Annotated in this window: 22 protein-coding genes; 13 read left to right on the plus strand and 9 right to left on the minus strand. The window is 71.4% G+C overall.

Annotation, left to right across the window (positions count from 1 at the left end; genetic code table 11):
• The first annotated feature begins 61 nt into the window (after window positions 1-61).
• A complete protein-coding gene (locus tag MMA15_RS24910) occupies window positions 62-1,042 on the plus strand; it encodes a LysR family transcriptional regulator (protein WP_241062404.1) in 981 nt (326 codons plus the stop codon).
• Between the two features lie 411 nt (window positions 1,043-1,453).
• Here the strand turns inward: MMA15_RS24910 and MMA15_RS24915 are convergent, their stop codons facing one another.
• Window positions 1,454-1,681 carry a hypothetical protein gene (locus MMA15_RS24915; protein WP_241062405.1) on the minus strand — a complete coding sequence of 76 codons (228 nt, stop codon included), beginning with the start codon at window positions 1,679-1,681 and terminating at the stop codon, window positions 1,454-1,456.
• Between the two features lie 62 nt (window positions 1,682-1,743).
• Complete coding sequence (locus MMA15_RS24920) at window positions 1,744-1,884, minus strand: hypothetical protein (protein ID WP_241062406.1); 141 nt, start codon at window positions 1,882-1,884, stop codon at window positions 1,744-1,746.
• 460 nt (window positions 1,885-2,344) lie between these two features.
• Between MMA15_RS24920 and MMA15_RS24925 the strand changes: the two genes are divergently transcribed.
• The 9 genes from MMA15_RS24925 to MMA15_RS28335 all read left to right on the plus strand — a co-directional run bounded on the left by MMA15_RS24925 (window position 2,345) and on the right by MMA15_RS28335 (window position 13,466).
• Window positions 2,345-3,238, plus strand: a complete 894-nt coding sequence (locus MMA15_RS24925; protein WP_241062407.1) for a DeoR/GlpR family DNA-binding transcription regulator — start codon at window positions 2,345-2,347, stop codon at window positions 3,236-3,238.
• Window positions 3,235-4,836: a rhamnulokinase gene (locus MMA15_RS24930; protein ID WP_241062408.1), complete on the plus strand. Its 1,602-nt coding sequence runs from the start codon at window positions 3,235-3,237 to the stop codon at window positions 4,834-4,836. The genes MMA15_RS24925 and MMA15_RS24930 overlap by 4 nt, the downstream gene beginning before the upstream one ends.
• A 318-nt stretch (window positions 4,837-5,154) precedes the next feature.
• A complete protein-coding gene (locus tag MMA15_RS24935) occupies window positions 5,155-6,177 on the plus strand; it encodes an autoinducer 2 ABC transporter substrate-binding protein (protein ID WP_241062409.1) in 1,023 nt (340 codons plus the stop codon).
• Window positions 6,178-6,481: 304 nt separating this feature from the next.
• Entirely contained in the window at window positions 6,482-8,080 is a 1,599-nt protein-coding gene (locus MMA15_RS24940) for a sugar ABC transporter ATP-binding protein (RefSeq protein ID WP_241062410.1), read from the plus strand.
• Window positions 8,077-9,297: an ABC transporter permease gene (locus MMA15_RS24945; protein WP_241062411.1), complete on the plus strand. Its 1,221-nt coding sequence runs from the start codon at window positions 8,077-8,079 to the stop codon at window positions 9,295-9,297. Before MMA15_RS24940 ends, MMA15_RS24945 begins: the two co-directional genes overlap by 4 nt.
• Entirely contained in the window at window positions 9,294-10,436 is a 1,143-nt protein-coding gene (locus MMA15_RS24950) for an ABC transporter permease (protein WP_241062412.1), read from the plus strand. The genes MMA15_RS24945 and MMA15_RS24950 overlap by 4 nt, the downstream gene beginning before the upstream one ends.
• Window positions 10,433-11,263 carry a class II aldolase/adducin family protein gene (locus tag MMA15_RS24955; RefSeq protein WP_241062413.1) on the plus strand — a complete coding sequence of 277 codons (831 nt, stop codon included), beginning with the start codon at window positions 10,433-10,435 and terminating at the stop codon, window positions 11,261-11,263. The genes MMA15_RS24950 and MMA15_RS24955 overlap by 4 nt, the downstream gene beginning before the upstream one ends.
• Complete coding sequence (locus MMA15_RS24960) at window positions 11,260-12,048, plus strand: HAD family hydrolase (protein ID WP_241062414.1); 789 nt, start codon at window positions 11,260-11,262, stop codon at window positions 12,046-12,048. Before MMA15_RS24955 ends, MMA15_RS24960 begins: the two co-directional genes overlap by 4 nt.
• A complete protein-coding gene (locus tag MMA15_RS28335) occupies window positions 12,045-13,466 on the plus strand; it encodes an FGGY-family carbohydrate kinase (RefSeq protein ID WP_241062415.1) in 1,422 nt (473 codons plus the stop codon). Before MMA15_RS24960 ends, MMA15_RS28335 begins: the two co-directional genes overlap by 4 nt.
• 259 nt (window positions 13,467-13,725) lie before the next feature.
• Here the strand turns inward: MMA15_RS28335 and MMA15_RS24970 are convergent, their stop codons facing one another.
• From MMA15_RS24970 to MMA15_RS24980, 3 genes are all read right to left on the minus strand, one after another.
• On the minus strand, window positions 13,726-14,670 hold the full coding sequence (locus MMA15_RS24970) for a sulfite exporter TauE/SafE family protein (RefSeq protein ID WP_241062416.1): 945 nt from the start codon (window positions 14,668-14,670) through the stop codon (window positions 13,726-13,728).
• A 149-nt stretch (window positions 14,671-14,819) separates the two neighbouring features.
• Complete coding sequence (locus MMA15_RS24975) at window positions 14,820-15,278, minus strand: RrF2 family transcriptional regulator (protein ID WP_241062417.1); 459 nt, start codon at window positions 15,276-15,278, stop codon at window positions 14,820-14,822.
• A 182-nt stretch (window positions 15,279-15,460) separates the two neighbouring features.
• Entirely contained in the window at window positions 15,461-16,267 is an 807-nt protein-coding gene (locus tag MMA15_RS24980; protein WP_241062418.1) for a thioesterase family protein, read from the minus strand.
• A gap of 199 nt (window positions 16,268-16,466) precedes the next feature.
• On the opposite strand from MMA15_RS24980, the gene MMA15_RS24985 reads away from it, so the two are divergent.
• Together MMA15_RS24985 and MMA15_RS24990 are read left to right on the plus strand one after the other, a co-directional pair.
• Window positions 16,467-17,153 carry a TetR/AcrR family transcriptional regulator gene (locus MMA15_RS24985; protein ID WP_241062419.1) on the plus strand — a complete coding sequence of 229 codons (687 nt, stop codon included), beginning with the start codon at window positions 16,467-16,469 and terminating at the stop codon, window positions 17,151-17,153.
• A gap of 328 nt (window positions 17,154-17,481) precedes the next feature.
• Entirely contained in the window at window positions 17,482-18,864 is a 1,383-nt protein-coding gene (locus MMA15_RS24990) for an MFS transporter (RefSeq protein WP_241062420.1), read from the plus strand.
• Window positions 18,865-18,905: 41 nt separating this feature from the next.
• Here the strand turns inward: MMA15_RS24990 and MMA15_RS24995 are convergent, their stop codons facing one another.
• The 4 genes from MMA15_RS24995 to MMA15_RS25010 all read right to left on the minus strand — a co-directional run bounded on the left by MMA15_RS24995 (window position 18,906) and on the right by MMA15_RS25010 (window position 23,372).
• Window positions 18,906-20,465 carry an MFS transporter gene (locus tag MMA15_RS24995; RefSeq protein WP_241062421.1) on the minus strand — a complete coding sequence of 520 codons (1,560 nt, stop codon included), beginning with the start codon at window positions 20,463-20,465 and terminating at the stop codon, window positions 18,906-18,908.
• 123 nt (window positions 20,466-20,588) lie between these two features.
• Complete coding sequence (locus MMA15_RS25000; RefSeq protein WP_241062422.1) at window positions 20,589-21,827, minus strand: Glu/Leu/Phe/Val dehydrogenase dimerization domain-containing protein; 1,239 nt, start codon at window positions 21,825-21,827, stop codon at window positions 20,589-20,591.
• Window positions 21,828-21,900: 73 nt separating this feature from the next.
• On the minus strand, window positions 21,901-22,368 hold the full coding sequence (locus MMA15_RS25005) for a PaaI family thioesterase (RefSeq protein ID WP_241062423.1): 468 nt from the start codon (window positions 22,366-22,368) through the stop codon (window positions 21,901-21,903).
• Complete coding sequence (locus tag MMA15_RS25010; protein ID WP_241062424.1) at window positions 22,365-23,372, minus strand: PaaX family transcriptional regulator; 1,008 nt, start codon at window positions 23,370-23,372, stop codon at window positions 22,365-22,367. Before MMA15_RS25010 ends, MMA15_RS25005 begins: the two co-directional genes overlap by 4 nt.
• Window positions 23,373-23,633: 261 nt before the next feature.
• Between MMA15_RS25010 and MMA15_RS25015 the strand changes: the two genes are divergently transcribed.
• Window positions 23,634-25,283 (plus strand): benzoate-CoA ligase family protein, encoded by a 1,650-nt coding sequence (locus MMA15_RS25015; RefSeq protein ID WP_241062425.1) that lies wholly within the window; start codon window positions 23,634-23,636, stop codon window positions 25,281-25,283.
• Window positions 25,284-25,315 lie beyond the last annotated feature (32 nt).

The following is a 25,315-nucleotide window of genomic DNA, read 5'->3' on the forward strand; positions in this document are numbered from 1 at the left end:
ACCACACGATGCCCGCTGCGTCCCGCTCCCTGCCCATCCCTCGTGGCCATAGCATCGAGTGATGGACCTCGAAGTGCGTCATCTCCGAGTGGTACGGGCCGTGGCGGATGCCGGGAGCCTGACCCGCGCAGCCGTCGCACTCGGGATGTCACAGCCTTCCCTGACGGCGCAGTTGCAGCGCATCGAGCGGATGCTCGGCGGGCCGCTGTTCATCCGACACCGCGGCGGCGCCAGCCCGACGGCCCTCGGGGAACTGGTCACCGCCAAGGCCCGCGAACTGCTGCCGCAGCTCGACTCGGTGCAGCAGCAGGTGCTGTCCCATCTCGGCTTCTCCGACGGCCGGTTGGCGCTGCGCTACGTCGCGAACCCGGGCCCGCTGATGGTGCGGATGCTGGAGCCGCTGCGCAAGCTCTTCCCCGGCGCCGAGGCCAAGTTGCGCACGGAGTCGCATGTCGCCGTGGTCGTCGATCTCGTCGCGGACCGGCAGCAGGACCTCGGCGCGGTGGTGGAGTACGAGGGCAAGCCGCGTCCGGCGCGCCGCGAGGTGACGGAGCAACTGGTCGCCGTGGAACCGGCGTTCGTGCTCCTCTCGGAGCGGCACCGGCTGGCCGCGCGGTCCGAGCTGGAACTCGGCGACCTCGCCGACGACGAGTGGGTGCTGCCGCCCAGCCAGGGCAGCGGTCTCCACGACGCCTTCACGGCGGCGTGCGCGGGCGCGGGGTTCACCGCAGTGGTCCAGCACGAGGCGGAGGCCGCCGCGGCCCGCGAACTCGTCGTCGCGGGCGCCGCGATCGGCCTCGGGCAGGCCACCTTCCGCAGCACCCCGGGCATAGTGCCGCGCCCGCTGCGGGGCACCCCCTTACGGCTGCGCCACTCCCTGGTATGGCACCGCGACAGCGCGCTCGCCTCGTACGGCCCGGCGCTCTTCGAACGTGCGGAACAGGCGTACGCGGAAGCGATCACCAACAACCCGCAGTATCCGGCCTGGTTGAGCGACCACGGTCCGCTGGGGCCCGCACGCCGGGACACGGCGGCGCGCTGAACGGGCCCGCACCACGTGGCAGGCGCGGAAGGGAGCCCCTGCCGGTCCGCGACGGGGGAGAGCACGGACCGACAGGGGCGGCTGGTGGCGCTCGGTTCCTCGCGCTCAGGTCTCGCGCTGGGACCTTGCGCTGGGACCTTGCGCTGAGGCCCTGCGCCCGGAGTGCGCCCGGAGTGCGCCCGGACGTGCGCTCAGGGCTCCTCGCCGAAGACGTCGTACCCGTTCAGTTCGCCGCCACCCATCGGCGAGCGGTCCGGGTGCGGGATACGTCCGGCGTGGGCTACGACCTGGTGTAAGTGATGCCGCATTTCGCGCACTTCATCGCGCGGGCAGTCATCCATTCCGGCTCGTGCGGGCCGCCGGAGACCGGACAGGGCGGGATGCCTTCGACGGCTGCGGACTGGTCGGTCTTCAACTTCCGCTCACTTTCTCGTCGTTCGGATCGTTCAGCCCGACCGAGGTGCCCGGCCGCGCCTTCGAGTGCGACTCACGGATGCGCCGCCACCCTTGAACTGCCTCGTCGTACGCGGCGACTTCGTCCTCGGTCGCCGCCCGTACGTCACGGTCGTAGGCGTAGGAGGTGACGCCGTCCGCCAGCTTGATGCCGTACAGGACGGGGACAGGCCGATGAACGGCCACGATCCGGCCTACTCGCCGCCGCTGGGGCTCGCAGACGAAGTCCCGTAGCCCGAACCGCTCTTCTAGCCCGAACCGCTCTTCTTGTGCGCCACCCTCGCGTGCCGCTTCAGCCGCACCCGGGCGTCCGTCGCGGCCGAGTGGTTGCCGCTCTTCCTCTCCCGCGCCTCTTGATCCAGCAGCCGCCTGCATGCGCCACATCCCATGTCGTTCACCTCTCGGTCGGACGACTCCCAGTCAACGACCGATCGGCACCGCTATCCATGGGCTGAGCTGGTACTTTCCGGCGGCCGTGGCGTACGGTCCCCAACTGGACCGGTGATCCGGCGAAGTCGGGTTGAATACGGCGCTCGCGAATGCTAGGGAAAGCGGCCGATGCGAAGCCGCCGTTCCCGAGGGAGCCGTGGGGGTGCGGCCGCCGCCGCGCCCGCTACATGACCGGACCGTCACGGCATGACGGACCCGTGCAGCCGTGCCGCACCCTCCGCTTCACCGCTGAGCCGCCCCACCCCGCGTGCTTGCCGACGTCAGCGCTCACTTTCGAAAGAAAGCGTTTCGAGTGCGATTTCTGTTTCCTTCATTGACTTTCCGACTTTGCGATTTCTACTCTCACGCAGCGTTTCGAAAGGCTCCAGGCGCATTCCGGATCCTGCGAGGAGTGGTGACATGCCGGGTATCGCGGAGCACGAGCGTCAGCAGGAGGTGCTGCGGCTGCTCGAGGGGACGGGCAAGGTGAGCGTGCCCGAACTGGCCGAGCGCCTGGGCGTGTCCGTGGTGACGGTACGCAAGGACCTCGACGCGCTGGAGCGCCGGAGGATCCTCCGCCGGGTACGCGGGGGCGCCGTCGCCGTGCGGGGCGCGGACGAGGGCGCGTTCGAGATGCGGGTGCGCTACCGCGTACCGGAGAAGCAGGCCATCGCCCGAGCCGCCGCCGAACTCGTCCGGGACGGCGACGCGATCGGCCTCGACTGCAGCACGACCTGCTACCACCTGGCCCGCGAGATCCGCGACCGCAGCGGCCTGATCGTCGTCACCAACGGCCTGCGGGCGGCCGAGGTCCTCAGCGAGTCCGACGCCACCGTCGTGATGCCCGGCGGAACCCTGCGTCGCTCCTCCTGGTCGCTGGTGGGGGACGTCGGGGACGCCTTCCACGGACGTGGCCGCCTGGCCCGGGGCTTCTTCGGGCTCCGCTCCCTCTCACCCGAACTGGGCCTGCTGGAGCTGTCAGCGGAGGAGACCGAGGCGAAGCGCACGCTGGTGTCGCTGTGCGACGAGGTGTACGGGCTCTTCGACTCCAGCAAGGTCGGCCGATTCGCGCTCCACGCATTCGTCAGGCCCGCGCAGGTCGACGGACTGATCACGGACGCCGCCGCGTCGGGTGAACTGGCGGCGCAGTGGCGGGCGGTGGGGGTACCCGTACGGCGGGTGCCCGTACGAGGCGGAGCGGCGGACGTACCGGAGGAAGGATCGGATGCGGCGCGGGAAGCACCGGCCGAGGCACCGCACGAATCGAACGGGGCGCAGGGGACGGCCCCCGCGGCGGAGGACGGGTCGACGTGAACGCCCGCCGTCATGTGCTCGCCGTGGACCTCGGGGCCGAGAGCGGACGTGTCGTCCTCGGCGGCTTCGACGGCTCGGTGATCCATACCCGTGAGGCGCACCGCTTCCCCAACACCCCGCGCACCGGCGACGACGGCGTGCTCCGCTGGGACCTCTCCCGGCTCTGGCGGGACGTATGCGAAGGGCTGGCCAAGGCCGCGGAGCTGGCGCCCGGCCCGATCGACTCCATAGGCGTGGACACCTGGGGCCTGGACTACGGATTCGTCGACGAGCACGGCAGGTTGGTCGACGATCCCGTCAGCCACCGCGACGGGCGCACTCGCGGCATGCTCGCCGAAGCGGCGCGGCTGGTGGGCCGCGAGCGGCTCTACGCGGACACCGGCACGCAGTTGATGGAGTTCAACACCGTCTTCCAGATGCTGGCGGACGTCCGGTACGGGCGCGGAGGCCGGGGAAGTCGGGGAGGCCGGGCCGGCCTGCGAGAGCAGGACGACCGGGGCGGCGGCCGAGTGCCCCGGCAGGGGCCGACGAAGGGATACGACGCGGGCAGCCGCATGCTGATGCTGCCGGACCTGTTCCACCGGCTGCTCTGCGGAAGCGACGTCGCCGAGTACACCGCCGTCAGTACGAGCGGCGCGTACGACATGACGCGGCGGCGGTGGGCGACCGGGCTCCTCGACGACCTCGGGATACCGACCGGCGTGCTGCCCGAAGTCGTCGATCCCGGAACCGATTTGGGCGGTCTGCTGCCCGGCGTGGCCGACCACCCCGCGTACCGGCACACCCGTGTCGTCGCCCCGGGCAGCCATGACACGGCGAGTGCGGTGGTGAGCGTTCCGTTCACCGACGCCTCGGCCGCGTACATCTCCTCCGGCACCTGGTCGCTGGTGGGTGTGGAGAGGACCGAAGGGCCGCTCGTCGACGAGGACTCGCGCCTCGCGAACCTCACCAACGAGGGCGGAGTCGGCGGCACCATACGGCTGCTGCGCAACTGCATGGGGCTGTGGCTGCTCCAGGAGTGCCGCAACCAGTGGGCACGCGAGGGCCACCGCTACGGCTACGGCGAACTGGCCGCGCTGGCCGCCCGGTCGGTCGCCGGGCGGAGCGTGGTCAACCCCGACCACCGGAACTTCGTGACGCCCGGCGACATGCCCGCCCGCATCCGCCGGTACTGCGAGCGTACGGGCCAGCCCGTACCGGAGGGAGCGGCGGCGACCGCCCGGACCGTCGTCGACAGCCTCGCCTTCGGCTACCGCATGGTCCTGGAGGACCTGGCGCGCGTCACCGGCCGTCCGCCGACCGCGGCACACATCGTGGGCGGCGGCTCACGCAACGGCCTGCTCAACCAGCTCACCGCGGACGTGAGCGGACTGCCCGTACTGGCGGGGCCGGTGGAGGCGACGGCGCTGGGCAACATGCTCGTCCAGCTCATGGCCCTCGGCGAGGTCGCGGACCTCGCGGAGATGCGCGAGATCGTACGGGCCGGACAGCGGCCGACCCTCTACGAGCCCGCCGGGGACGGCTCGGCGGAGGAACGCTACCGCCGCTACCGGGAGTGGGCCGCGGCCGACTCGGCGGAGGCGGGGATCACGGGGTGAGGCCGCGAGCCGGATTCAAGGCGGCACGGGGCGAATCCGAAGTGAGGGCAGAGCGGGAAGGGACGGACAGCGAAGCAGGAACTGGGGCTGGGGCTGGGGCAGGTCACGCGGACGCAAGGCAGAGACGGCACAGCAGGCACAGCAGCCAGAGAAGACGGAGCAGGACGGAGCAGACGGAGCAGACGGAGCAGGACAGAGCAGAGCAGGCGGCCCCGAGCGCAGAGAAGAGCGCGGAGCGCGGCGCGGAGGAGAGCGCTCGGCAGAGCGTGCAGAGCAAGCAAGGGCAACGCAGCGGAAGCGGACGGAAGGAGAGGCAGGATGCGCGTATCGCGAGGTGTCGCCGTGGGTGTCGCGGTGACGGTGTCGGCGTCGCTGACGCTGGCGGGGTGCAGCAAGAAGAACGACGGATTGGGCGGATCGTCGGGCGGCGACGGGCCGAAGGTCGCCTTCGTGCCCAAGGTGCAGGGCATTCCGTACTTCGAGGCGATGAACAAGGGAGGCAAGCAGGCAGCGAAGGACCTGGGCGCGCAGTGGATCTACAAGGGGCCCACGACGGCCGATCCCGGCGCGCAGACCGACATCGTCAAGTCGCTGCTCCAGCAGCGGGTCGACGTGCTGGCCGTGGCGCCGAACGACCCCGACTCCATGCCGCCGATCCTGCGCGACGCCAAGGACCAGGGCGTACACCCGATGACCTCCGACACCGACGCCCCCAACTCCACCCGTGAGGTCTTCGTCAACCAGGCCACTCCGAAAGGCATCAGCAAGGCGCTGACGGACACGCTGATGAAGGAGACCGACGGCAAGGGCAAGTACGCGATCGTCTCCTGCGGTCAGACGGCCGAGAACCTCAACTCCTGGATCAAGGAGCAGAAGAAGTACACGGCGGAGAAGTACCCCGACGCGAAGATCGTCGACATCGTGTACGCGGGCGAGGACGAGGCCAAGGCCGTCTCGATGGCCAAGGACCTGATGAACGCGCACCCCGACCTCAAGGGCCTCGTAGGGGAGTGCACCACGTCGGCGCCGGGCGTGGCCAAGGCCGTACGGGAGGCCGGGAAGACCGGGAAGATCGCGACCACGGGCGTGGGGACGCCGAAGTCGATGAAGCCCTATCTCGAGGACGGTTCCTCCGCGGGCGCCGTGCTGTGGGACGTCCAGGCGCTGGGCTATCTGACGGTGTGGGCAGGCAAGCAGGTCAGCGAGGGCAAGCCGTTCAAGAGGACCAACCGGGTCAGCGACAAGCTGCCCGCGGTCAAGTACTTCCCGGAGCGCAAGGAGCTGCTGCTCGGCGAGCCGCTGCGCATCACCAAGGACAACGCGGACGACTACGACTACTGACGACGCCCGGCGGCGAGACCGCTGAGGGGCTGGTGGGCGAACGGCTGACGGTCGACAACTGACGGCTGGCAGACGGCAGATGACAGTCGCCGACTGACAGACGCCCGCTGACAGACAGCAGACGACAGACGTCAGAGAGCAGACGACAGATCAGAGACAACAGATGACAGATGACGGCTGACAGATGACGGCTGACAGATGACAGACAACAGGTGACAGATGACGGACGCTGTCACCTGCCGCGCCCAGTGAACCGCCGCCGGGGCAAGGGCGGCGTGTTCACCGTGCGGGGCCGAGGAGTGAGATGACCCGGGCCGAGACATCCCAGACATCCGAGATATCCGAGACGGCGACGCTTCTGGTCTCCCGTGGAGTGCGTAAGCGCTACAGCGGCGTACAGGCCCTGCGTGGCGTGGACTTCGACGTGCACGCGGGCGAGGTCCACGCCCTCGTCGGCGAGAACGGCGCCGGCAAGTCCACACTCATAAAGATCGTCTCCGGCGCCGAGGCGGCGGACGCGGGCACGGTCGACGTCGGCGGCCGACGGCTCACCCCGGGCGACACCAATGCCGCTCTCGCCGCCGGGATAGCGACGGTCTATCAAGAGCCGCAGCTCTTCGGCGAGTTGACGGTCGCGGAGAACATCTTCCTCGGCCGTGAACTGAGGCGCGGCGGTCGCCTCATCGACTGGGGCGCCCAGCGCGCACGTGTGGGCGCACTGCTGGAGCGGCTCGGCCTCGACCCGGTGCTCGCCGACGTGAGGGCCGCGGACCTGCCGGTGGCCGAGCAGCAACTGGTGTCCATCGCGAAGGCGTTCGCACACGACGTGAGGGTCCTGATCCTCGACGAGCCGTCCGCGATCCTCACCGACCAGGAGGTGCAGACCCTCTTCCGCGTCATCGACTCGGTGAAGGCGGAGGGCGTCGGCGTGATCTACATCAGCCATCGGCTGGACGAACTCGTCGTCGTGGCCGACCGGGTGACCGTGCTGCGTGACGGCGAGGTCGTGGCGACCCGCCCCGCGCGTGAGCTGACCGTACGGCAGACCGCGGAGCTGATGACCGGGCACGCCCTGGAGGAGCGGCGGGTCTCCCGCGACGCGCCCGCGTCCGATCCCGTGCTGGAGGCGAGAGGGCTGGGCGCCGCCGGGTCGTTCCACGATGTGGACCTGGTGCTGAACAGAGGCGAGGTGGTGGGTCTTTACGGCCTCGTCGGCTCCGGCGTCAACGAAGTGGCCCGTGCCCTCTATGGAATCGACCCGGCCGACACCGGCACCGTGACGGTCGGCGGCAGGGTGCGGAGGCTGCGCGGCACCCGGGACGCGGTACGCGCGGGCGTCGCGATGCTGCCCGCGAACCGCAAGGTCCAGGGGGTGTTCGCGTCCAAGTCCATCGGCTTCAACATCTCGATCGGCCATCTCAGGCTGCTCAGCAGGTTCGGGGTCGCGATGGACCGCCGCCGGGAGAAGGTGGTGGCGGCGGACTTCCTCCGGCGCATCGCGATCAAGGCCCCCGGTGTGCACTCCCTCGTGGGCACGCTCTCCGGCGGCAACCAGCAGAAGGTCGTACTGGCCCGTTCGCTGGTCGAGAGGCCCGACGTGCTCGTGCTGGAGGAGCCCACGCAGGGCGTCGACGTCGGAGCCAAGGACGAGATCCACGACATCGTCCTCTCCCTCGCCGACCAGGGCAGCGCGGTGCTCGTGGTCTCCTCCGACCTGGCCGAACTACAGCGCCTCGCCGACCGGGTGCTGGTGATGCGGGAGGGCCGCCCGGCGGGCGAGTTCCCCCGCGGCGCCTCACAGGCGGATCTGCTCTCCGCGGCTGCCGGAGGCGACGACGAGGAGGCTCCGACCTCGCTGGACGAGGCGAGGGCCGCGATCACCGAGGAGGTGAACCAGCCATGACACCCACGACGGCAGGCCCGGGGGAGCCCGGGGACCCCGCGACCGCGGCAGACTCGGGCGCCCCCGGGGACACCGGTACGCCTGTGGACACCGGCACCCCCGCGGACACCGGAGCCGCATCCTGGGCCGCCACCACCGGCACCGCCGCCTCCCGCACCGCCACCGCCCCCACGGTCACGGCCAACACCCCCGCCCCGCCCGTCCGTTCGCGGCCCGGCCCCTTCGATCGCCTCGGCCGCCTCGCCCACTCGAAACGGCTGGGCCCCCTCCGGCTCGTGGAGGGCCAGGAAGCGGTGCTCGCCGCGCTGCTCGTGGCGCTGTGGCTGGTGCTCGGCCTGAGCACCGACACCTTCTTCGCCGCGTCCAACCTCCAGAACATCCTGTTCACCGTCGCTCCCGTCGCCATCGCGGGCATCGGCATGACGGCGGTCATCGTCACCGCGGGCATCGACGTCTCCGTGGGCGGGACGCTGGCCGTGGTCGGCGTCGTCGTGGCAAGGCTCGTACGCGACGCGGGAGTCGGGCTGATCCCGGCGATCGCCGTGGCCGTCGTGACCGGTGCCGCACTCGGGCTCGTCAACGGGCTGCTGGTCGCCTACGGGCGGCTGCATCCGATCATCGTCACCTTCGGCACGCTCAACGTCTTCCGCTTCGTGGCCCTGGAGATCTTCGACTCCAAGCAGATTTCCGGGGTGCCGGGCACTCTCGGCCTGCTCGGCGGCGGCGAGAGCGGACTCTCCCTCGGAGTTCCGCACGCCGCGGTCCTCGCCCTCGTACTGGCCGCCGGAGCGTGGACCTATATGCGCTACGTGCCTACGGGCAGGCACCTCTACGCCGTCGGCGGCGACGCGGTGGCCGCACGCCTCGCGGGAGTCCGGGTGGAGCGCCGCCAGATCAGCGTCTACGTACTCGTCGGCCTGCTCGTCGGACTCGCCGCGTGTGTACGGATCGGATCGGGCGGCCTCGTCGGCCAGGACATCGGCACCGGCTTCGAGCTGGAGGTCATCGCAGCGGTCGTGATCGGCGGCACGAGCATCCTCGGCGGCCGGGGCAGCGTCGTGGGGACCCTGCTGGGCGCGCTGCTCGTGAGCACCGTCACCAGCGCCGTCACATTGCTGAACTGGCAGAACGAACTCACCCAGCTCTTCATCGGGGTGTTCATCGTCGCGGCGGTCGGCGCCGACCTCCTCCGCGAGCGAAGGAGGCGATCGCTGTGACCACCTCGACCCACGGCACCCCCGCCGAGGAGACAGGCACGGGAACGGGCACGGGCCCTGAACAGGGGCCGGGCCAGGGGGACTTGAAGGACGCCCCGGGGCGCACGTCCCCCGGCGGGCGTCTGCGCCGCGCGCTCACCCTCCTCCTCACCGAGCGCGTGGTCCTCCTCGCCGCGCTGCTGGTCGTACTGCTGGTGTGGATGAAGGTCCTCGATACGGGCGGCTATCTGCTGGCGCCCTACGATCTGCCGTATCTCGCCTCCGCGTTGGAGACGATGGTGCCGCTGTGCATCCTCGGCCTGGCGGAACTGCTGGTGATGGTCTCGGGCCGCGGAGGCATCGACCTGTCCGTGGGGGCGATGGTCAGCCTCACCGGCATGGCCTTCGGCTACACGGTGAGCGAGTGGGGCTGGTCGCCGCTGCTCGCGGTGCCCGCGACGCTCGCGGCCGGTGCGCTGCTCGGCGCGGTCAACGGGTTCCTCGTGGCACGGCTCGGGTTCCCCGCGCTGATCGCCACGCTCGCCACGTACTACGCCTATAGTTCGATCTCCCTGGTGGCCAGCGGCAACCGGCCCGTCTCCACGGCGCCGGTGCGCGACCTGCACTCGATGACCAGCCGGGTCTCGCTGCCCGGTCTGCCGGATGTGCCGATGCAGGTCTTCACCTTCCTGCTGCCGTGCGCTGTGCTGGTGTGGCTGCTGGTCGACCGGACGACCTTCGGCCGCAAGCTGTACGGGGTCGGCACCAACGACGTGGCGGCGCGCTTCGCCGATGTGCCGGTCGCCTCCGTACGGCTGCGTGCGTTCACGCTCTCCGGGCTGCTGTCGGCGGTGGTGGCCGTGGTGACGGTGGGCCAGTTCGCGTCGGCTCGCCCGGACGCCGGCACCGTGGGCAACGGGATGGCGCTGCCCGCCATCACCATCGCCGTGCTCGGCGGAGTCGCCATCACGGGCGGCATCGGGCGCGTGGGCGGCGTCGTGGTGGCGGCGCTGCTGGTCGCATGGCTCAACGCGGGAATCCTGCTGGCCTTCGAGGGCTCGGAGGGCAGCCGTGTCCAACTGCTCGCGCTCGGCGTGCTGTTGGTGTGCTCGGCGCTGCTGAACTCGGTCACCGCCCGCCGCCTGGGGGGCTTGCGATGAGCGCCCTGTGGAAGCCGGAGGCCGTTCCGGGGGAGCTGGTCGCACTCACGCGGCGGCTCGGCGATCCGGCGGCCGATCTCGTCGTGCTCGCGGAGGGCAACACCTCGACGCGGCTGGCCGACGGCACGTTCGCCGTCAAGACCAGCGGCGCCCGCATGGACACGGCGGGCGCGGACGACTTCGTCGTGGTCGATCCGGGCGAACTGACCGGTGTGCTGCGGCCGTTCGGCCAGGGCCGGGACGCAGGCGGTGCGGACCGCAACGGCGTGAGCGGCGGAGTCCCGGGCGGGCAGGACGAGTTGACCGGCGCTCTGGCCGTCCACGGCCCCTACGAAGGCCCGCCTCGGCGAGCATCGGTCGAGACGCTGGTGCACCTCGCGGCCCTGGAGTACGCGGACGCGGCATGGGTGGCGCACACCCACCCCACCGCCGTCGTGGGCCTACTCGCCTGTGCCGCCGCCGAGGAGCTGTGGAGTGCGCCGCTCTTCCCCGACGAGGCGGTCGTCCTGGGCCGCCCCGCATGGGTGCCGTACGCGGCGCCCGGCCTCGAACTCGGCCGCGCCGTGGCCGAGTCGCTGACGCGCTACCGGGAGGCCGAGGGGGTCCCGCCCCGGCTTGTGCTGCTGGGCAACCACGGCATCGTCGCCCTCGGGCAGACCCCCGCCGAGGTGGAGGCGGTCACCGCGATGTGCGTCAAGGCGGCACGGATACGCTCGATCGCTCTCGCAGCCGGCGGCCTGTCCCCGCTGGACGCCGGCCATGCCGCCGCGCTGGCGGGCCGCGGCGACGAGAAGGAGCGGTGGACGCGGCTCGGGAGCGGACGATGAGCGCCTTCCGCCACGTCGAGGCGGTGTTCTTCGACATCGGCGGTCCTCTCTACGACGACGGCAACTTCGTGGACGCCGTACTCACAACGCTCGACGAGCTACGGGCCGAACGATCCCTGCCGCCCGCCGACCGCGACCGCTTCGCGGAGATCTACGACGAGACGCGCAACCGCCAGCAGGGGTCGCTGCGTTCGGCCCTCGCCGCGGAGTTCCTGGGCGACGCCGGGCAGCGCGGGCTGCTTCACACGCGTACCGGCACGCACTGGACGCACCCCGAGGGCACGCTGCACTCCGATGTGCTGCCCTGTCTGCGGGAGTTGCACGGGCGTGTACGCATCGGGGTGGTCGCCAACCAGGAGGCCGCGGTGGTCGACGCGCTGCGCCGCGACGGAGCGGAACCATACGTCGACGTCTGGGCGGTGTCCGGGATCGTCGGCGTGGAGAAGCCGGACCCCGAACTGTTCGCCTGGGCGCTCCAGGAGGCGGGCACCACCGCCCGGCACGCGGTGCACGTAGGCAACAGGCTCGACACCGACGTACGTCCCGCGCGGGCGCTCGGCCTGGGCACCGTCTGGGTGCTGCGCGGAGAGGCCCCGCCGTCGCCGACCGCGGCACAGCTCGCCGAACCCGACACCGCCGTAAGGGACTTGACGCTGCTGCCGGACCTCCTCTTCCGGCTGCCCGCGCCAGAGACGGTGGAGACGTCAGAGGCGCCAGAGACGGCGGAGACGCCAGAGGCGTCAGAGGCGTCAGAGGCCGTCGGCGACGAGGGCGGTCCGCCGTGACGGTGGTCGTCGGCGTGGACGTGGCGACCGCCGAGATACGGGCCACCGCCGTCGACCCCCGCGGTTTCGTGGCGGCCACGGCGGCGAGGCCGCTGCCGCCCCCGGCGAGGCCGCGCCCCGGATGGTCGCAACAGCGGGCGTGTTACGTGGACGAGGCGTTCACGGCGCTGCGGATGCTGGCCGCGCAGCTCGGCGGCCGTCCCGTCGCCGGACTCGCGGTCACCTCCACGTCGGGCACGATCGTGCCCTGCGACACCCGCGGTGCCCCCACGGGCGAGGCGCTGCTCTACGACGACCGGCGCACCGCCCCCGGGGCCTGGAACGGCGAACTGCCGTCCGCCCTGGGCAGGATCGCGTGGCTGGAGAAGCACCGCCCCGCACCGCGCTATCTCCACGTCGCCGACGTCGTGGTCGCCGCGCTCGCCGGAGAGGTCCAACCCGCCGACACCAGCCACGCGTTGAAGTCCGGCGCCGACCCCGAGACCTTGCGCTGGCCCGATCGGCTGCTGTCACGACTCGGCGTGAGCGCCCGTGCGATGCCCCGGCTCGAGCGTCCCGGAGTGGCCGTCGCGGAGATCTCCGCCACAGCGGCGGCCCATACGGCACTCCCCGCCGGAACCCCGATCGTGCTGGGCATGACCGACGGCTGCACCGGGCAGATCGCCGCGGGCGCCGTCACCCCGGGGGACGCGGTGAGCGTGCTGGGCACCACCCTCGTGGTCAAGGCCGTCATGTCCACTCGCCCCCGTGCACAGGGGACCGCCGTCTACAGCCACCGCGCCCCCGACGGCTGCTGGTGGCCGGGCGGTGCGAGCAACGTGGGAGCGGGCGTTCTCGCCTCCGCACGTCCCGGCCCTGGTCCGGCGGCACACGACCTGGCCGCCCTCGACCAGGCGGCGGACGCCAACGGCCCGGCCCGGGTGTGCTGTTACCCGCTCACCCGGCGAGGGGAGAGGTTTCCCTTCGACAGGTCCGACGCGGAGGGCTTCTGGACGGGACGGCCGAGGGACCGCGTCGAGGAGCACCGTGCGCTGCTGGAAGGGGTGGCTTTCACCGAGCGCCTCGCCCTCACGGTGCTCGCCCGTGCCGGGGACTTCGGCGCCGGGCCGCTGCGCGCGGTCGGCGGTGCCAGCCGCAGCGACGTCTGGCTGCGCATCCGCGCCACCGTCACGGGACGTCCCGTGTGGGTGCCCGAGCATCCTTCGAGCAGCTTCGGCGCCGCGGTGCTGGCAGCGGCGGCGACCGTCCACGGCTCGCTCGCGGACGCGGTCGCCGCGATGGTCCGCCCCGGCCGCACCGCCGACCCGGACGACCGGCAGCGCGAAGCGCTGGAGTCCTCCTACGGCCGCTTCCTGGCGGCGTTGCGTGAACGCGGCTATCTGGACGGCGAGTTGGCGGGGGCGCCCCAGTCCGGGTGACCTCGCGGGGGAGAAGAGGCAGAAGCGGCAGGGTCCCGTAGTCGGGCCTGAGCGCCCGGTGCGGGGGACCCGGTGCCCGGGTTCCGAACTGCTGGCCTCCCCGCGGGACTTGGGGCGCGGGGGGGTAGGACCCCCTGCCCCTTGCCCCTTGCCCCAGAGTGACCGCCGAACACGCGTCTCACAGAGCGAGACATCTCGTCCAGTCACCGAGACACAGCCCGGCTCGCCACGTCCCCTCAGGCCGAGGGAGCGCCCTGCTTCACCGCATCCGGGGCCGCGTCCGTCTCACCGGCCGTCGTCTCGGCGGAGGCCCGCGCCTCCGCCCGCTCGCGGGCGAGGTTGCCGCGTCGCGGTGCTCCTTCACGGAGTAGGCGAGCGCGGCTGCCCAGATCGCGTAGAGCAGCACGTACACCACGGTCTTCACGGGGCCCGAGGCGGCGATCCAGTCGCTGTCGAGCAGCGTACGGGTGTTGGTGATGACGATGATGCCGCCGACTGCGGAGCCGAGGATTCGCGGCGGGACGTGCCGTACCAGCCATGCCGCGATCGGTGCGGCCACGACGCCGCCGACGAGAAGCGCCCCGGCCCACGTCCAGTTGACGCCCTGGGAGCCCAGGCCCGTGAGGAAGCCGATGCTCGCGGCGACGGTGACGAGGAACTCGCTGGTGTCGATGGAGCCGATGACCTTGCGGGGCTCCAGCCGTCCGCTGGCGAGGATCGCGGGGGTGCCGACGGGGCCCCAGCCGCCTCCGCCGGTGGCGTCGACGAACCCGGCCACCAGGCCCAACGGAGAGAGGAAACGCTTCCGCAGGGGCTTGCCGAGGTTGCGGGAGGAGAAGCCGGTGAAGGTGAACCGGCTGAGCAGATACAGGCCGAGCGCCAGCAGGATCATGGACATCGCCGGTTCGGCGACCGCCGTGGAGAGACCGGAGAGCACCGTCGCTCCGGCGAACGCGCCCACGGCGCCCGGGACTCCGATCTTCGCGACGACTCGCCAGTCGACGTTGCCGAAGCGCCAGTGCGAGGCGCCGGAGACGAGGGTCGTGCCTATCTCGGCGAGATGCACGGTCGCGGACGCCGCCGCGGGGTTGGTCCCGACGGCCAGCAGCAGCGTGGTGGAGGTGACGCCGTAGGCCATTCCCAGGCTGCCGTCCACCAGTTGGGCGCCCAGGCCCGCCAGTGCCAACAAGATGAGCGTCCGCATGCCGCTGCCCCGATCTGCTTCCCTAGCATTCCTACCGCTTTGATAGGGAAATCTGCCGGACGGGCCGAGGGCCGGTCAACAGCGTCTCGCCGACTGGACACGATCACGGACAGCATGCGGACATGATCTTGCGCCGAACTCTGGTTCTCTCAGGGGTTCGTCCACGATTCGGGCTGCTCCGCCAGCTTGTGGACACGCTCGGGAAGCCTGGAGCACGCCACGTCCGCGAGCGTCACCTCACCCAGGATCGCCCGTACGTTGGCGCGCACCGCGATCCACAGCGGCAGCAGCGACTCGGCCGGTCCGGTGTAGGAGAGCGCCGGGGGGCGTTCGCCGCGCACCGACACCAGCGGACCGTCCACGACGCGGATCACATCGGCGACGGTGATCGTCTCGGCGGGCGCGCCCAGCTTGTAGCCGCCCTGGCCGCCGCGGCGGCTGACGACGAGGCCGCCCCTGCGCATGTCGTTGAGGATGCCCTCGAGGAACTTGCGGGGCACGCCCTGCGCCTCCGCGATCGTCTCGGCCTTGACCGGGCAGTCGTCGCCCGCGGCCGCCAGTTCCAGCGCGGCACGTACCGCGTAGTCCGCTCTCGCCGAGATCCGCATACCGGCATTCTCCTGCACTCGGCGGGGCGAGGACGCCGCCCCTGCGCTCACCGGAACCGGGCCGCGACCCTGCAGGGGCGTGCGGAGTTCCCACGTGTCCGGTCCGTACGCAGCCGGTGCTTTTGTGCCGCGCCCGCCGGACGCCTCCCCGATTAACCGCCGGGCGGGTCCGGACGCGAGGCTCAGCCCCGTTCGGCCACGAACAGGCTCTGCACGCCGCGCCCGATCGGTCCCTCCTCGTCGTGGAGCGCGGCCTCGGTCATGCCGACTCCGGCCGAGTCGACGCTCGTACGCGCGTCCACGCACACCCATTCGCCCACAGGGTGCCGATGGAGGTGAACGGTCAAGTCCGGGTTGACGAAGAGGTGTTGGGAGAAGTCCAGCACGTTGCTCACGCCGTTCCCCGAGTCCGCTGCCGCCAGCACCCGGTCCAGCGGTGCCGTCTTCTCGCCCTCCACCAGCGGCACCCGCATCCGCAGCCAGCAGGCCGCGGGCCCGCGTCCGAGGAACGAGCCGTGGGCGAACCGGGCCTCCATGCCGGTGTGGTAGCCGACGTCCCAGGGGACGGGGAAGAAGGGCTCGACCGCCGCGGCCTCGGGGCCGGGGACCTCGGGCCCCGGTGCCGACTGCGGTACGGAGCCGGGGAGCGTACGGATGCGCAGCGCCCGCGCTCGCATGACCTCGTCGGCGCCCTCGGGGGTCAGCGACGCCTCGACCAGTTCGACGCTGCGTCCCTGCCGTAGCACGCGGGTCGCCACCGTCAGCGGCTTCAGCGGCACGGGGCTGGTGATCTCGAAGGTGATTCTCGCCAGGCGCATGTCCTCGCGGGCGCCGTCGCGCATCCGCACCGCCCGCCCCAGCAGGGCCGCCGGCGGGCCCGCGTGCTGGCTGTCCGCGGACCAGGGTCCGCGGGTGTACTCGGTCGGGACGAACCGGTCGTCCGCGACCCGCTCGAAGAAGGCCTCGGCCGAACTGGTCTCTTCACTCACGGCTGTTCTCCTGCCCGCTGGGTCGCACCGAAGGCTACTGGCAGGTAGTCGACGTGTCACGGCCGTCTCCGCTGCTCCCGCCTCCGCTCGTCCCGCGACGGCCGCGGGGGACACATTCGCGCAGGTGCGGTGCGGCGCGGGGCCCTCGTGGCGCGTTCACGAAGTTGGAGGTGAAGCCATGTTCATGTATATGTTGACCATGGCTATGACCACGTCCGCCGCCGACGACTGGGACGGCGCACCGCTGCCCTCGATGGTGAATCCGGCCCTCCTGCGCGAGACTCCGGCCACCGAACGCGGCGCACGGCGGCGGGCGACGCTGATAGCGGCGGCCCGCAAGGTCTTCGAGCGCTCCGGTTATCTGGACGCCCGCCTCACCGACATCACCAAAGAGGCGAAGTGCTCGACGGGGTCCTTCTACACGTACTTCAAGAACAAGGAAGAGATCTTCGCCGCCGTACTCGAAGTCGCCCAGCAGGACATGCTCCACCCCGGCATGCTGCGGCTGCCCGACAGCGGCGACCCGTACCTCGTGCTGGAGGCGAGCAACAGGGCCTATCTGGAGGCCTATCGGCGCAATGCGAAGCTGATGGCGCTGCTGGAGCAGGTCGCCAGCGTCGACCACACCTTCCGTGAGCTGCGAAGGCGGCGCGGTGAGGCGTTCGTGCACCGCAACGCCCGCGGCATCGCCGACCTTCAAAAGCGCGGCATCGCCGATCCCGACCTCGATCCGATGCTGGCCTCGCGGGCGCTGTCGGGCATGGTCAGCCGCTTCGCGTTCAGCGTGTTCGTGCGGGGCGTGGACCAGCCCGTGGACTTCGAGCAGGTCGTCTACACCGTGACCCGGATCTGGGCCAACGGGCTGCGCTTTCCCGGCCACCGCTGAACGCCGGTCTCGATTCCGCGCTCATCCGGGGCCTCACCCGGTGCTCGGTCCGGCGCTCGACTTCCCGCTGACGCAAGCGAATCGACGCGCCCCGCGCGTGCTGAAGTCCGCCCCCGCCCACCGCAGGGCCCGGGGGCGGTATGTCATCCTCCGCTTCGCCCTGCCGATCTGTGCCCTCCGCTGTCGCCGCAGCGCATGAGGGCGCAGAAGCCTCTGCCGCGACTGTTGACAGCACAACGGCCTTCGCTCAGGCTTCGGCCCAGAAGTTGAACATGACGTCAGCTTACGGCTAGCCCGGTCGCAGCCCTGCCCTTCGAAGGAGTGCCTGATGACTGAAACGGCAGAACCGAGCGGGGAGGCGGCCGGGGAACGGCAGCCCGCGATCCCGCCGAAGAGCCACCGCAAGCTGCTCGCCGCGGGGCTGATCGGCAGCTCCATCGAGTGGTACGACTTCTTCCTCTACGGAACGGCCGCCGCCCTGGTCTTCCCCCACGTCTTCTTCCCGTCCAGCTCGCCGCTGACCGGGACGCTGCTGTCGTTCAGCACCTTCTGGGCGGGCTTCATCGCGCGCCCGCTGGGCGGCATCCTCGCCGGGCACTTCGGCGACCGTTACGGCCGTAAGCCGGCGGTCGTCGCATGTCTGCTCGGCATGGGCCTGGCGACGTTCCTCATCGGATGCCTCCCGAGCGCGGCCTCGATCGGAATGGCCGCCCCGGTGCTGCTCGTCACGCTGCGCTTCGTGCAGGGACTGGCGTGCGGGGGCCAGTGGGGCGGGATCGTGCTGCTGCTGATCGAGTCGACGAGTCCCAAACGACGGGGATTCGCGGGCACCTTCGGGCAGATGGGAGTGCCGTTCGGTGTGATCCTCGGAAACGTGGCGTTCCTGGCGGCCACCGCCGTGATGCCGGAGGCGTCGTTCATGGACTGGGGCTGGCGCATCCCGTTCTTCTTCTCCGCGCTGCTCTTCCCCGTGGTCCTCTACATCCAGACGAAGGTCGAGGACACCCCTGAGTTCCGTGCGCTACAGGCCGAGGTGTCGAAGAAGAAGCCGCAGCGTGTGGCGCGTGCACCGCTGAGCGAGGCCATACGGAAGGACTGGCGGAGGATTCTGCTCGCGTGCGGAATGCTGGCCGCCACCAACTGCCTCTTCTACATCAGCATCGCGGGCGTACTCAGCTACGCGACCGAGAAGCTGGGCATGAGCCATGAGTCGCTGCTGGCCGTCTCGCTCGTCACCTCGCTGATCAGCGCCGCGGCGATCCTCTGGTCCGGCGCGGTCTCCGACCGGGTGGGGCGCAGGCCGATGGTGCTCATCGGCGCGGCGCTGCTGGCGGTGTGGGCGTTCCCCTACTTCTGGCTCGTCGACACCAGGAGCCTGTGGCTGTTCTTCGTGGCGCTTGCTGTCGGCGGCATCTTCCAGTCGATGACATACGGGCCGGTCGCGGCCTACATCGGGGAGATGTTCGCGCCCAACATCCGTTTCTCCGGGGCCTCGTTGGCCTACCAGCTCGCGGCGATCACCGTCAGCGGCGCGACTCCGCTGGTGATGACGGCGCTCATCGCGGAGACGGGGTCGACCACGCTGGTGTCGGTCTTCGTGGCGCTGATGGGGCTGATCACCTTCGGCTGCACCTGGGCGCTGCGGGAGACGAACCCGGCGGAGGTACGGGCCGATCCCGACGCCGTCCCCGGCGAACTGCTGCACGCCTGAAGGTAGTTCGGGCGGCGGTGCCTCGCCACGCCGGGGGAGAGTCAATCGCCTTCGGAGGCAGGGGACTTCGACGCATTCGCGGCTTCCCTGCGTATGCGGGGCACCGTCAGCGCGGTGAGGGCGGCGGCGAGCAGGAACGCGCAGCCTGCCGCCGCCAGCGCCGTATGCATCCCGTCGGGTGCGAAAGCCCCGGCTGACGGCGGCCCGGACGAGGACGAGGGCGCCCCCGGGGAGGAGCCCTCCGCGCCGTACGCCAGTGCGCCCAGCAGTGCGACGCCGATGACTCCTCCCGTCTGTCTCGCTGCGTTGATCACTCCGGAGGCCAGCCCGGCGTGTTCGGCCGGTGCCGCGTCCACGACCGCCGTGGTGGCCGCGGGCATGGTGAAGGACATGCCGAAGCCGACGGCGACGAGCGGTGCGACGAGCACCGCGTACCCGGTCGTCCCCGTACCGGCCCCGGCCATGGCGAGCGCGAAGAGTCCGGCGCTTCCCGTGAGCAGCCCGGCCAGCATCGTCGGCCGTGGGCTGCCGGTGCGCGCCGTGAAGCGGCCGGAGAGCGCCGAGCCGATGGTGGCTATGCCCATCTGAGGGAGGAGTGCGAGCCCCGCGGCCAGCGCGGAGTGACCGGACGTCTGCTGGAAGGCGAGGTTGAGCACGAGGAGTTCGCCGTAGAAGCCGAGATTGATCAGCAGCCCCACCAGGGTGGCGCCGGTGAAGGCACGGTCGCGGAAGAGCCCCAGCGGCAGCATCGGGTGGGCCACTCGGCGCTCGACCGTCAGGAACACGGCGGCTGCCACGACGCACAGGGCGCCGGCGGCGAGCACGGGACGGCCGGCCCCCATGCGTCCGCCTTCGATCAGCGCGTAGGTCAGCGCCGCGAGTGCGACCGCACCGGCGGTCTGCGCCGCGGGGTCCAGGGGGCGCGGGCGTGGGGCGGGTGCCGGGACGTGCCGCGCGGTCAGCACCATCGCGACCACGGCGACGGGCAGATTGACGTAGAAGACGAGCCGCCAGTCGGCATGGCTGACCAGCAGGCCGCCCAGGACGGGGCCGGAGGCCGCGGCCAGCCCCGCGACCGCGCCCCACGCACCGATCGCCCTCGCCCTGGAGGCACGTTCGGGGAACGCGGCCCGCAGCAGCGCCAGCGAGGCGGGCACGCTGAGCGCGGCTGCGGCGCCCTGTACGAGCCGGGCGAGGACCAACAGCCAGATATGCGGCGCGAGTCCGCATGCCGCGGAGGAGAGCGCGAACAGCGCGAGCCCGGCCTGGAACACCCGTCGGGCACCCATGCGGTCGGCCAGCGCGCCTCCGGTGAGAAGCCCCGCGGCGAGCGTGAGCATATAGCCGTCGACGACCCACTGGAGCCCGGACATTCCGGCGTGCAGGTCCCAACGGAGCGCGGGAAGCGCCGCGTTGACGATGGTCGTGTCCAGGATGACCATGAAGTAGCCCAGACATACGGCTACCAGCGCGGGGGAGAGCGTCCGCCCGCCATGGCCGAGGTGCCCGTTGCCCGCCGAGCCCGTGCCCGTGTCTGTGCCCGTGTCCGTGTCCGTGTCTGTGCCTCTGTCGCCGCGCGGATCGGCCCTCTTCGCTCGCATCGCAGCAGTCTCGCCGCGGAACGCTTAGGCCCCCGCCGAAGTGAGCCGTACGTACCGGTCACGCCCAAGCGTTCAAGTCCGCGGGTACCGCCCAGGAGTAACGCCCAGCGCCCTCGTACCGGGTCAGCCGTAAGTGCCGAAGCGTTCCGCGACGGCGGGCAGACGGTCGGCGGCGACGGCGTGCGCGGCGGCACGCGGGGTCGTTCCGGCGGCCTCGGAGCGGTCCATCATCAGGCCGGTCAGTGCGCGCATCGACGCGCGGATGTGGGCGAACGCCTCTTCCGCGTCCGCGCCGATGTCGCCGAACAGGGTCCACCACCACCAGGCGTTGGTGGCGGAGTTGACGGCCACGTCCGGCAGTACGGTGACGCCGCGTGCCGCGAGCAGTTCCTCCGCCTCGGGCAGCACCGGCATGTTGGCGGCCTCGGCGATCCAACTCGCCTTGATCCGTGCCTGGTTGTCGGTGTCGATCGCATAGGAGACGGCTGCCGGTACGAGTATCTCGGCGTCGGTGGACAGCCAGGCGTCGCCCGGCAGCCGGGCGTCCCCGGACCGCAGGGCGGAGCGGTTCACGCTGCCGTACTCGTCGCGGGCGGCGAGCAGCCTCTCCACGTTCAGCCCTTCGGGGTTGGCGATCGTGCCCCGCACGTCGGCGACCGCGACGATGCTCAGGCCCGCACGGGAGAGGAAGCGCGCCGTCGCCCCGCCCATGGTGCCGAAGCCCTGCACCGCCACCCGCGTCCCGCTGTAGGGGACTTGGGCCCTGTCGAGGACGGTCAGCACGGTCTCGGCGACGCCGCAGCCGCCCGCCAGTTCGTCGAGTCCGATGCCGTCGACGGTGACGGCGAAGGCGTCCTCCAGCCGCCGGCGCGCGGCGAGTTCGTCGTCGAGAAGGGGGTGGACGGCCTCGATGGTGGAGGTCAGCCCGGCCTCCGCAGCGGCGGCGTCGACGGTGCCGCGGCTCAGGCCGAGGTCCTCACCGGTGGTCCAGAAGTCCCGGATGTACGGGCGCATCGCACGCAGATACCGCACGAGCACCCCGTACGCGTCCGGGTCGCGGGGGTCGCAGTCGATGCCGCCCTTGGCGCCGCCGAGGGGGATGTAGCGGGCGTGCGGGTCGTAGTGCAGCGCCTCCTTCATCGTCATCCCCCGCGCCAGGCCCGCGACTTCGTCGAGGGTGCAGCCCTTGCGCATCCGCAGACCGCCGCTGGCCACGCCTCGAATCAGCCGGTCGATCACCAAGTGACCCTCGCGGCCGGTCACTTGGTCGGTCCAGGTGAGGGAGATCAGCGGGGCGTCCGTGGCCCGCGGCGGTCTGTGCGGCTGTCCGTCCGCGCCGTGCGGCGGCGGGGCAGCGCTCATCGTGGCTTCACCGTGCTCATCGTGGCCTCCCCGCTTCCCTTCGACTGCGCGCGGCGCGAACCGCGTCGAGTGCTCAGCGTCCGGCTTCGCCGCCGGAGTCCTCGCCGTTCCCGCCGTCCGGGCCACTCTCGCCGTCCTGCCGCTTGCCGCCGTTCCCGGAAGGGAGATTGGCCAGACGTACCTCGCCGCGTGCGACGTGCCGGTCCTTGTCGTCGGTGACGGTGACGAGCCAGAGCTGCTGGGTGCGGCCCCGGTGAATGGGGGTCGCCGTGGCGGTGACCGTCCCGGTCCCGATGGCGCGCAGGAAGTTGGTGTGGTTGGAGACGCCGACGACGTTGCCGCGGTCCCCGTACCAGATGGCCGCGGCGAGACTGGCGGCCGTCTCCACGAGCGAGCAGTACACACCGCCGTGGACGATGCCGTACGGCTGTAGGAGTTCGGGCGTGATCTCGCAGGTCACGACGGTCCTGTCGGCCGTCATCTCGGGGAACTCCATCCCCACGGTCTTCTCGAATCCCGACCCGAATCCGTCGGCGTTCATTCACTCTCCCCGTCGTCGAGGGCTTTCCAGTGGCGGTCCGCGGCGGGCCGCCAGGCGCTGTGGCGTTCATGGAAGAGCGCGGCGGCCTGTGCGCCGCGCCACTCGTCGGGCAGCAGGCGGTGCGGCAGGCCCGGGTCGAGAAAGGGGAAGCGCCGCCACTCCTGCACGAGGCGGGTGTGGGCGGCGAACGTCTCGACGTCGTCCGCCGGTTCGAGGGCGCGTACCTCGTCGAGGAAGCGTTCGTAGGCGCGCTCGACGGCGTCGAGGTCCCATGCCTGACGAGCGACCTCGCGTGCCTCCGCGAGATCGCCGAGGCGGGCGTGGAAGATCCGGGAGGTCTCGCCGACGCCCACGTCGTGCAGCACCTGCCGCACCTCCGGTTCGCGGTCCGGGTGGGGGCTGAGCCAGACGCCGGTCGAGAGATTGCCCAGCCCGTTCCAGGACAGGCGGGTACGCAGCAGATGGCGCAGCCTGCGGTTGGTCTCGGGAACGGTGACGAGGACCATCAGCCACTGTCCGTCCCATTCGCCGACCGGCCTGCCGAATCCGTAGATCCTTTCGGTGCCGTCGGTCAGCAGGCGGCGGCCCGACGACGTCAGCCGCCATGAGGTGCGCCGGCCGTGGCGCTCGCCGGTCAGCCAGCCCTCGGCGGCGCTACGGGCGAGCGCCTGGCGCACGGCCTTCTCCTCCACGCCGAGCACGCCGAGGGCGCTCAGGAACGTGGCCGTCCAGACGGGCCGTCCGCCCGGCAGTACGAACTCGCCGAGCACCGTGAGCAGCAGGGAGCGGGCGCTGGCGGCGCCGAGTTCGCGGCGGCGCAGGAACCCCGGCTCGGCTGTGTGCGATGCGTCGGGGTGCGTCGCGTCGCCAGGCATCGCGTCAGAGTGCGTCGCGCCGTGGTGCGCTGCCTCCGCGTGTGCGCCCTCGCGCCGGGGCGCGAGAGCGTCGGCGGCGTCGGCGTCTGTGGGCGGCGTCGTGCCGCGCCCGCCGTGCCGTGCGGCCATGCACCTCTCCCGCCGTCCTCTGCCGGTCTGCCGGTCGTGCGGCCCGGTCTTCCGCGCTGGTCCTCCGCGCCGGTTCTTCCAGTGCGTGCTGCCCTGCGTCTGCTTGCGTGCTGTGCTTACGTGCCCTGCGTCCCGTCTATGTGTGGGCACCAAGTATGCGCCGTACGGCCGTTGCCCTGTCCAGTCGTTCCACACTGCTATTGACGAGCGTCCGGAACGTGTAGAGCATGACGCCACGGTTCCAGGCGAAGGGGAGACCCGATGACCGCCCACAGCGCGACACCGCCCATCACTGCCGTCACACCCGTCGTCTCCGACATGTTCAACGCCTCCGACTACCTTCTCCAGGCCGCCGTACAGCCGGAGACCGCCGGGCGCATCGCGGTCACCGGCCCCGCGGGAGAGCTGACCTACGCCGGGCTCGCCGAGCTGGCCGGGCACATCGCCGCGGGGCTTCAGGCGTGGGGCGTACGGGCCGAGGAGCGGGTGATGCTGCTGATGGCCGACGGGCCCGGCGCGGCGGCGGCGATCCTGGCGGCGATGCGGCTCGGCGCCGTGCCCGTACCGGTGTCGACGATGCTCACGGGGCCCGAACTCGCCGAACTGCTGGGCGACTCGAGGGCGAGAGTGCTGCTGGTGAGCGAGGAGTTCGCCGGTGCCGCACAGCAGGCCGTGACCCGCGTACCCGGCATCCGCTACGTCGCCGTGACGGGCGAGGCGGGCGCCGCGGGCGAGGCGGGCGGACTGGCCGTGCCCGCCGGTGTGCGGCTGCGCCCCTTCGACGAGCTGGTCGAGGAGGGCAGGCGCCGTGGCGGTGAGCTTCAGGACCCGTACATCACCTGCGAGGACTCCGCAGCGCTGTGGCTCTACACCTCGGGCACCACCGGCAAGCCGAAGGGCGCGATGCACCGGCACGCCAACATCCGGCATGTGGTGGAGAGTTACGCACGCCAGGTGCTCGGCATCACCTCCGCCGACCGCTGTCTGTCCGTCGCGAAGCTCTTCTTCGCCTACGGCATCGGCAACTCCCTCTTCTTCCCGCTCGCCGCGGGCGCCGAGACGGTGCTCGATCCGCAGCGGCCCACACCGCACTCGGTCGCCGAACGCCTCACCGAGTACCGGCCCACGCTCTTCTTCGCCGTTCCCACCTTCTACGCCGCGCTGCTGCGCTCCGACGTGCCGCGAGACGCCTTCGAATCCGTGAGGCTGGCCGTATCGGCAGGGGAGGTGCTGCCCGCGGACCTGTGCCGCAGGTTCGCGGAACGCTTCGGCGTGGAGATCCTCGACGGCATCGGCTCCACGGAGGCGCTGCACATCTTCCTCTCCAACCGGCCCGGACGCTCCCGGCCCGGCACCACGGGCACCCCCGTCGACGGCTACGAACTGCGCGTCGTCGACGGCGCCGGGCGGGACGTCCCGCCAGGCGAACCGGGATCGCTGCTGGTCAAGGGCGAGTCGCTGGCCACCGGTTACTGGTGCAGGACCGATGTCACCAGGCGCGTGTTCCAGGGGGAGTGGCTGCACACCGGCGACACCTACGTCGTGGACGACGACGGCTACTACACCTGTCTCGGGCGGACCGGCGAAATGCTCAAGGCAGGCGGCATCTGGGTCGCGCCGTCGGAGGTGGAGGCCCGGCTCCTGGAGCATCCGGCGGTCACGCAGGCCGCCGTCGTGGGACTGCCGGACGAGGACGGCATCGACAAGCCGGTGGCGTGCACCGTACTGGCGGAGGGCGCGAAGGCCGGTCCCGAGGAGCTGATCGAGTTCTGCCGCGACGGACTCGCGGCGTTCAAGCGCCCGCGTGAAGTGCTCGTCGTGGACGAACTCCCCACGACGGCAAGCGGAAAGCTGCGGCGCCATGCCGTGCGGGAGCTTGCCGCGGAACGGCTGGGGCACACACGCGGGTGACGGCGGCCGGGCCCAGACGGCCGGAGCGGCAG

It is taken from the genome of Streptomyces marispadix, from assembly GCF_022524345.1.
GTDB classification, from domain to species: Bacteria; Actinomycetota; Actinomycetes; order Streptomycetales; family Streptomycetaceae; genus Streptomyces; species Streptomyces marispadix.

Coding starts and splice junctions, on each gene's coding strand:
- MMA15_RS25015 (WP_241062425.1), top strand. CDS start 23,634: ATGACCGCCCACAGCGCGACACCGCCCATCACTGCCGTCACACCCGTC.
- MMA15_RS24975 (WP_241062417.1), bottom strand. CDS start 15,278: ATGCGGATCTCGGCGAGAGCGGACTACGCGGTACGTGCCGCGCTGGAA.
- MMA15_RS24990 (WP_241062420.1), top strand. CDS start 17,482: ATGACTGAAACGGCAGAACCGAGCGGGGAGGCGGCCGGGGAACGGCAG.
- MMA15_RS24910 (WP_241062404.1), top strand. CDS start 62: ATGGACCTCGAAGTGCGTCATCTCCGAGTGGTACGGGCCGTGGCGGAT.
- MMA15_RS24925 (WP_241062407.1), top strand. CDS start 2,345: ATGCCGGGTATCGCGGAGCACGAGCGTCAGCAGGAGGTGCTGCGGCTG.
- MMA15_RS24920 (WP_241062406.1), bottom strand. CDS start 1,884: ATGGGATGTGGCGCATGCAGGCGGCTGCTGGATCAAGAGGCGCGGGAG.
- MMA15_RS24935 (WP_241062409.1), top strand. CDS start 5,155: ATGCGCGTATCGCGAGGTGTCGCCGTGGGTGTCGCGGTGACGGTGTCG.
- MMA15_RS24955 (WP_241062413.1), top strand. CDS start 10,433: ATGAGCGCCCTGTGGAAGCCGGAGGCCGTTCCGGGGGAGCTGGTCGCA.
- MMA15_RS24970 (WP_241062416.1), bottom strand. CDS start 14,670: ATGCGGACGCTCATCTTGTTGGCACTGGCGGGCCTGGGCGCCCAACTG.
- MMA15_RS24960 (WP_241062414.1), top strand. CDS start 11,260: ATGAGCGCCTTCCGCCACGTCGAGGCGGTGTTCTTCGACATCGGCGGT.
- MMA15_RS24985 (WP_241062419.1), top strand. CDS start 16,467: ATGGCTATGACCACGTCCGCCGCCGACGACTGGGACGGCGCACCGCTG.
- MMA15_RS25010 (WP_241062424.1), bottom strand. CDS start 23,372: ATGGCCGCACGGCACGGCGGGCGCGGCACGACGCCGCCCACAGACGCC.
- MMA15_RS25005 (WP_241062423.1), bottom strand. CDS start 22,368: ATGAACGCCGACGGATTCGGGTCGGGATTCGAGAAGACCGTGGGGATG.
- MMA15_RS24940 (WP_241062410.1), top strand. CDS start 6,482: ATGACCCGGGCCGAGACATCCCAGACATCCGAGATATCCGAGACGGCG.
- MMA15_RS25000 (WP_241062422.1), bottom strand. CDS start 21,827: ATGAGCGCTGCCCCGCCGCCGCACGGCGCGGACGGACAGCCGCACAGA.
- MMA15_RS24995 (WP_241062421.1), bottom strand. CDS start 20,465: ATGCGAGCGAAGAGGGCCGATCCGCGCGGCGACAGAGGCACAGACACG.
- MMA15_RS24945 (WP_241062411.1), top strand. CDS start 8,077: ATGACACCCACGACGGCAGGCCCGGGGGAGCCCGGGGACCCCGCGACC.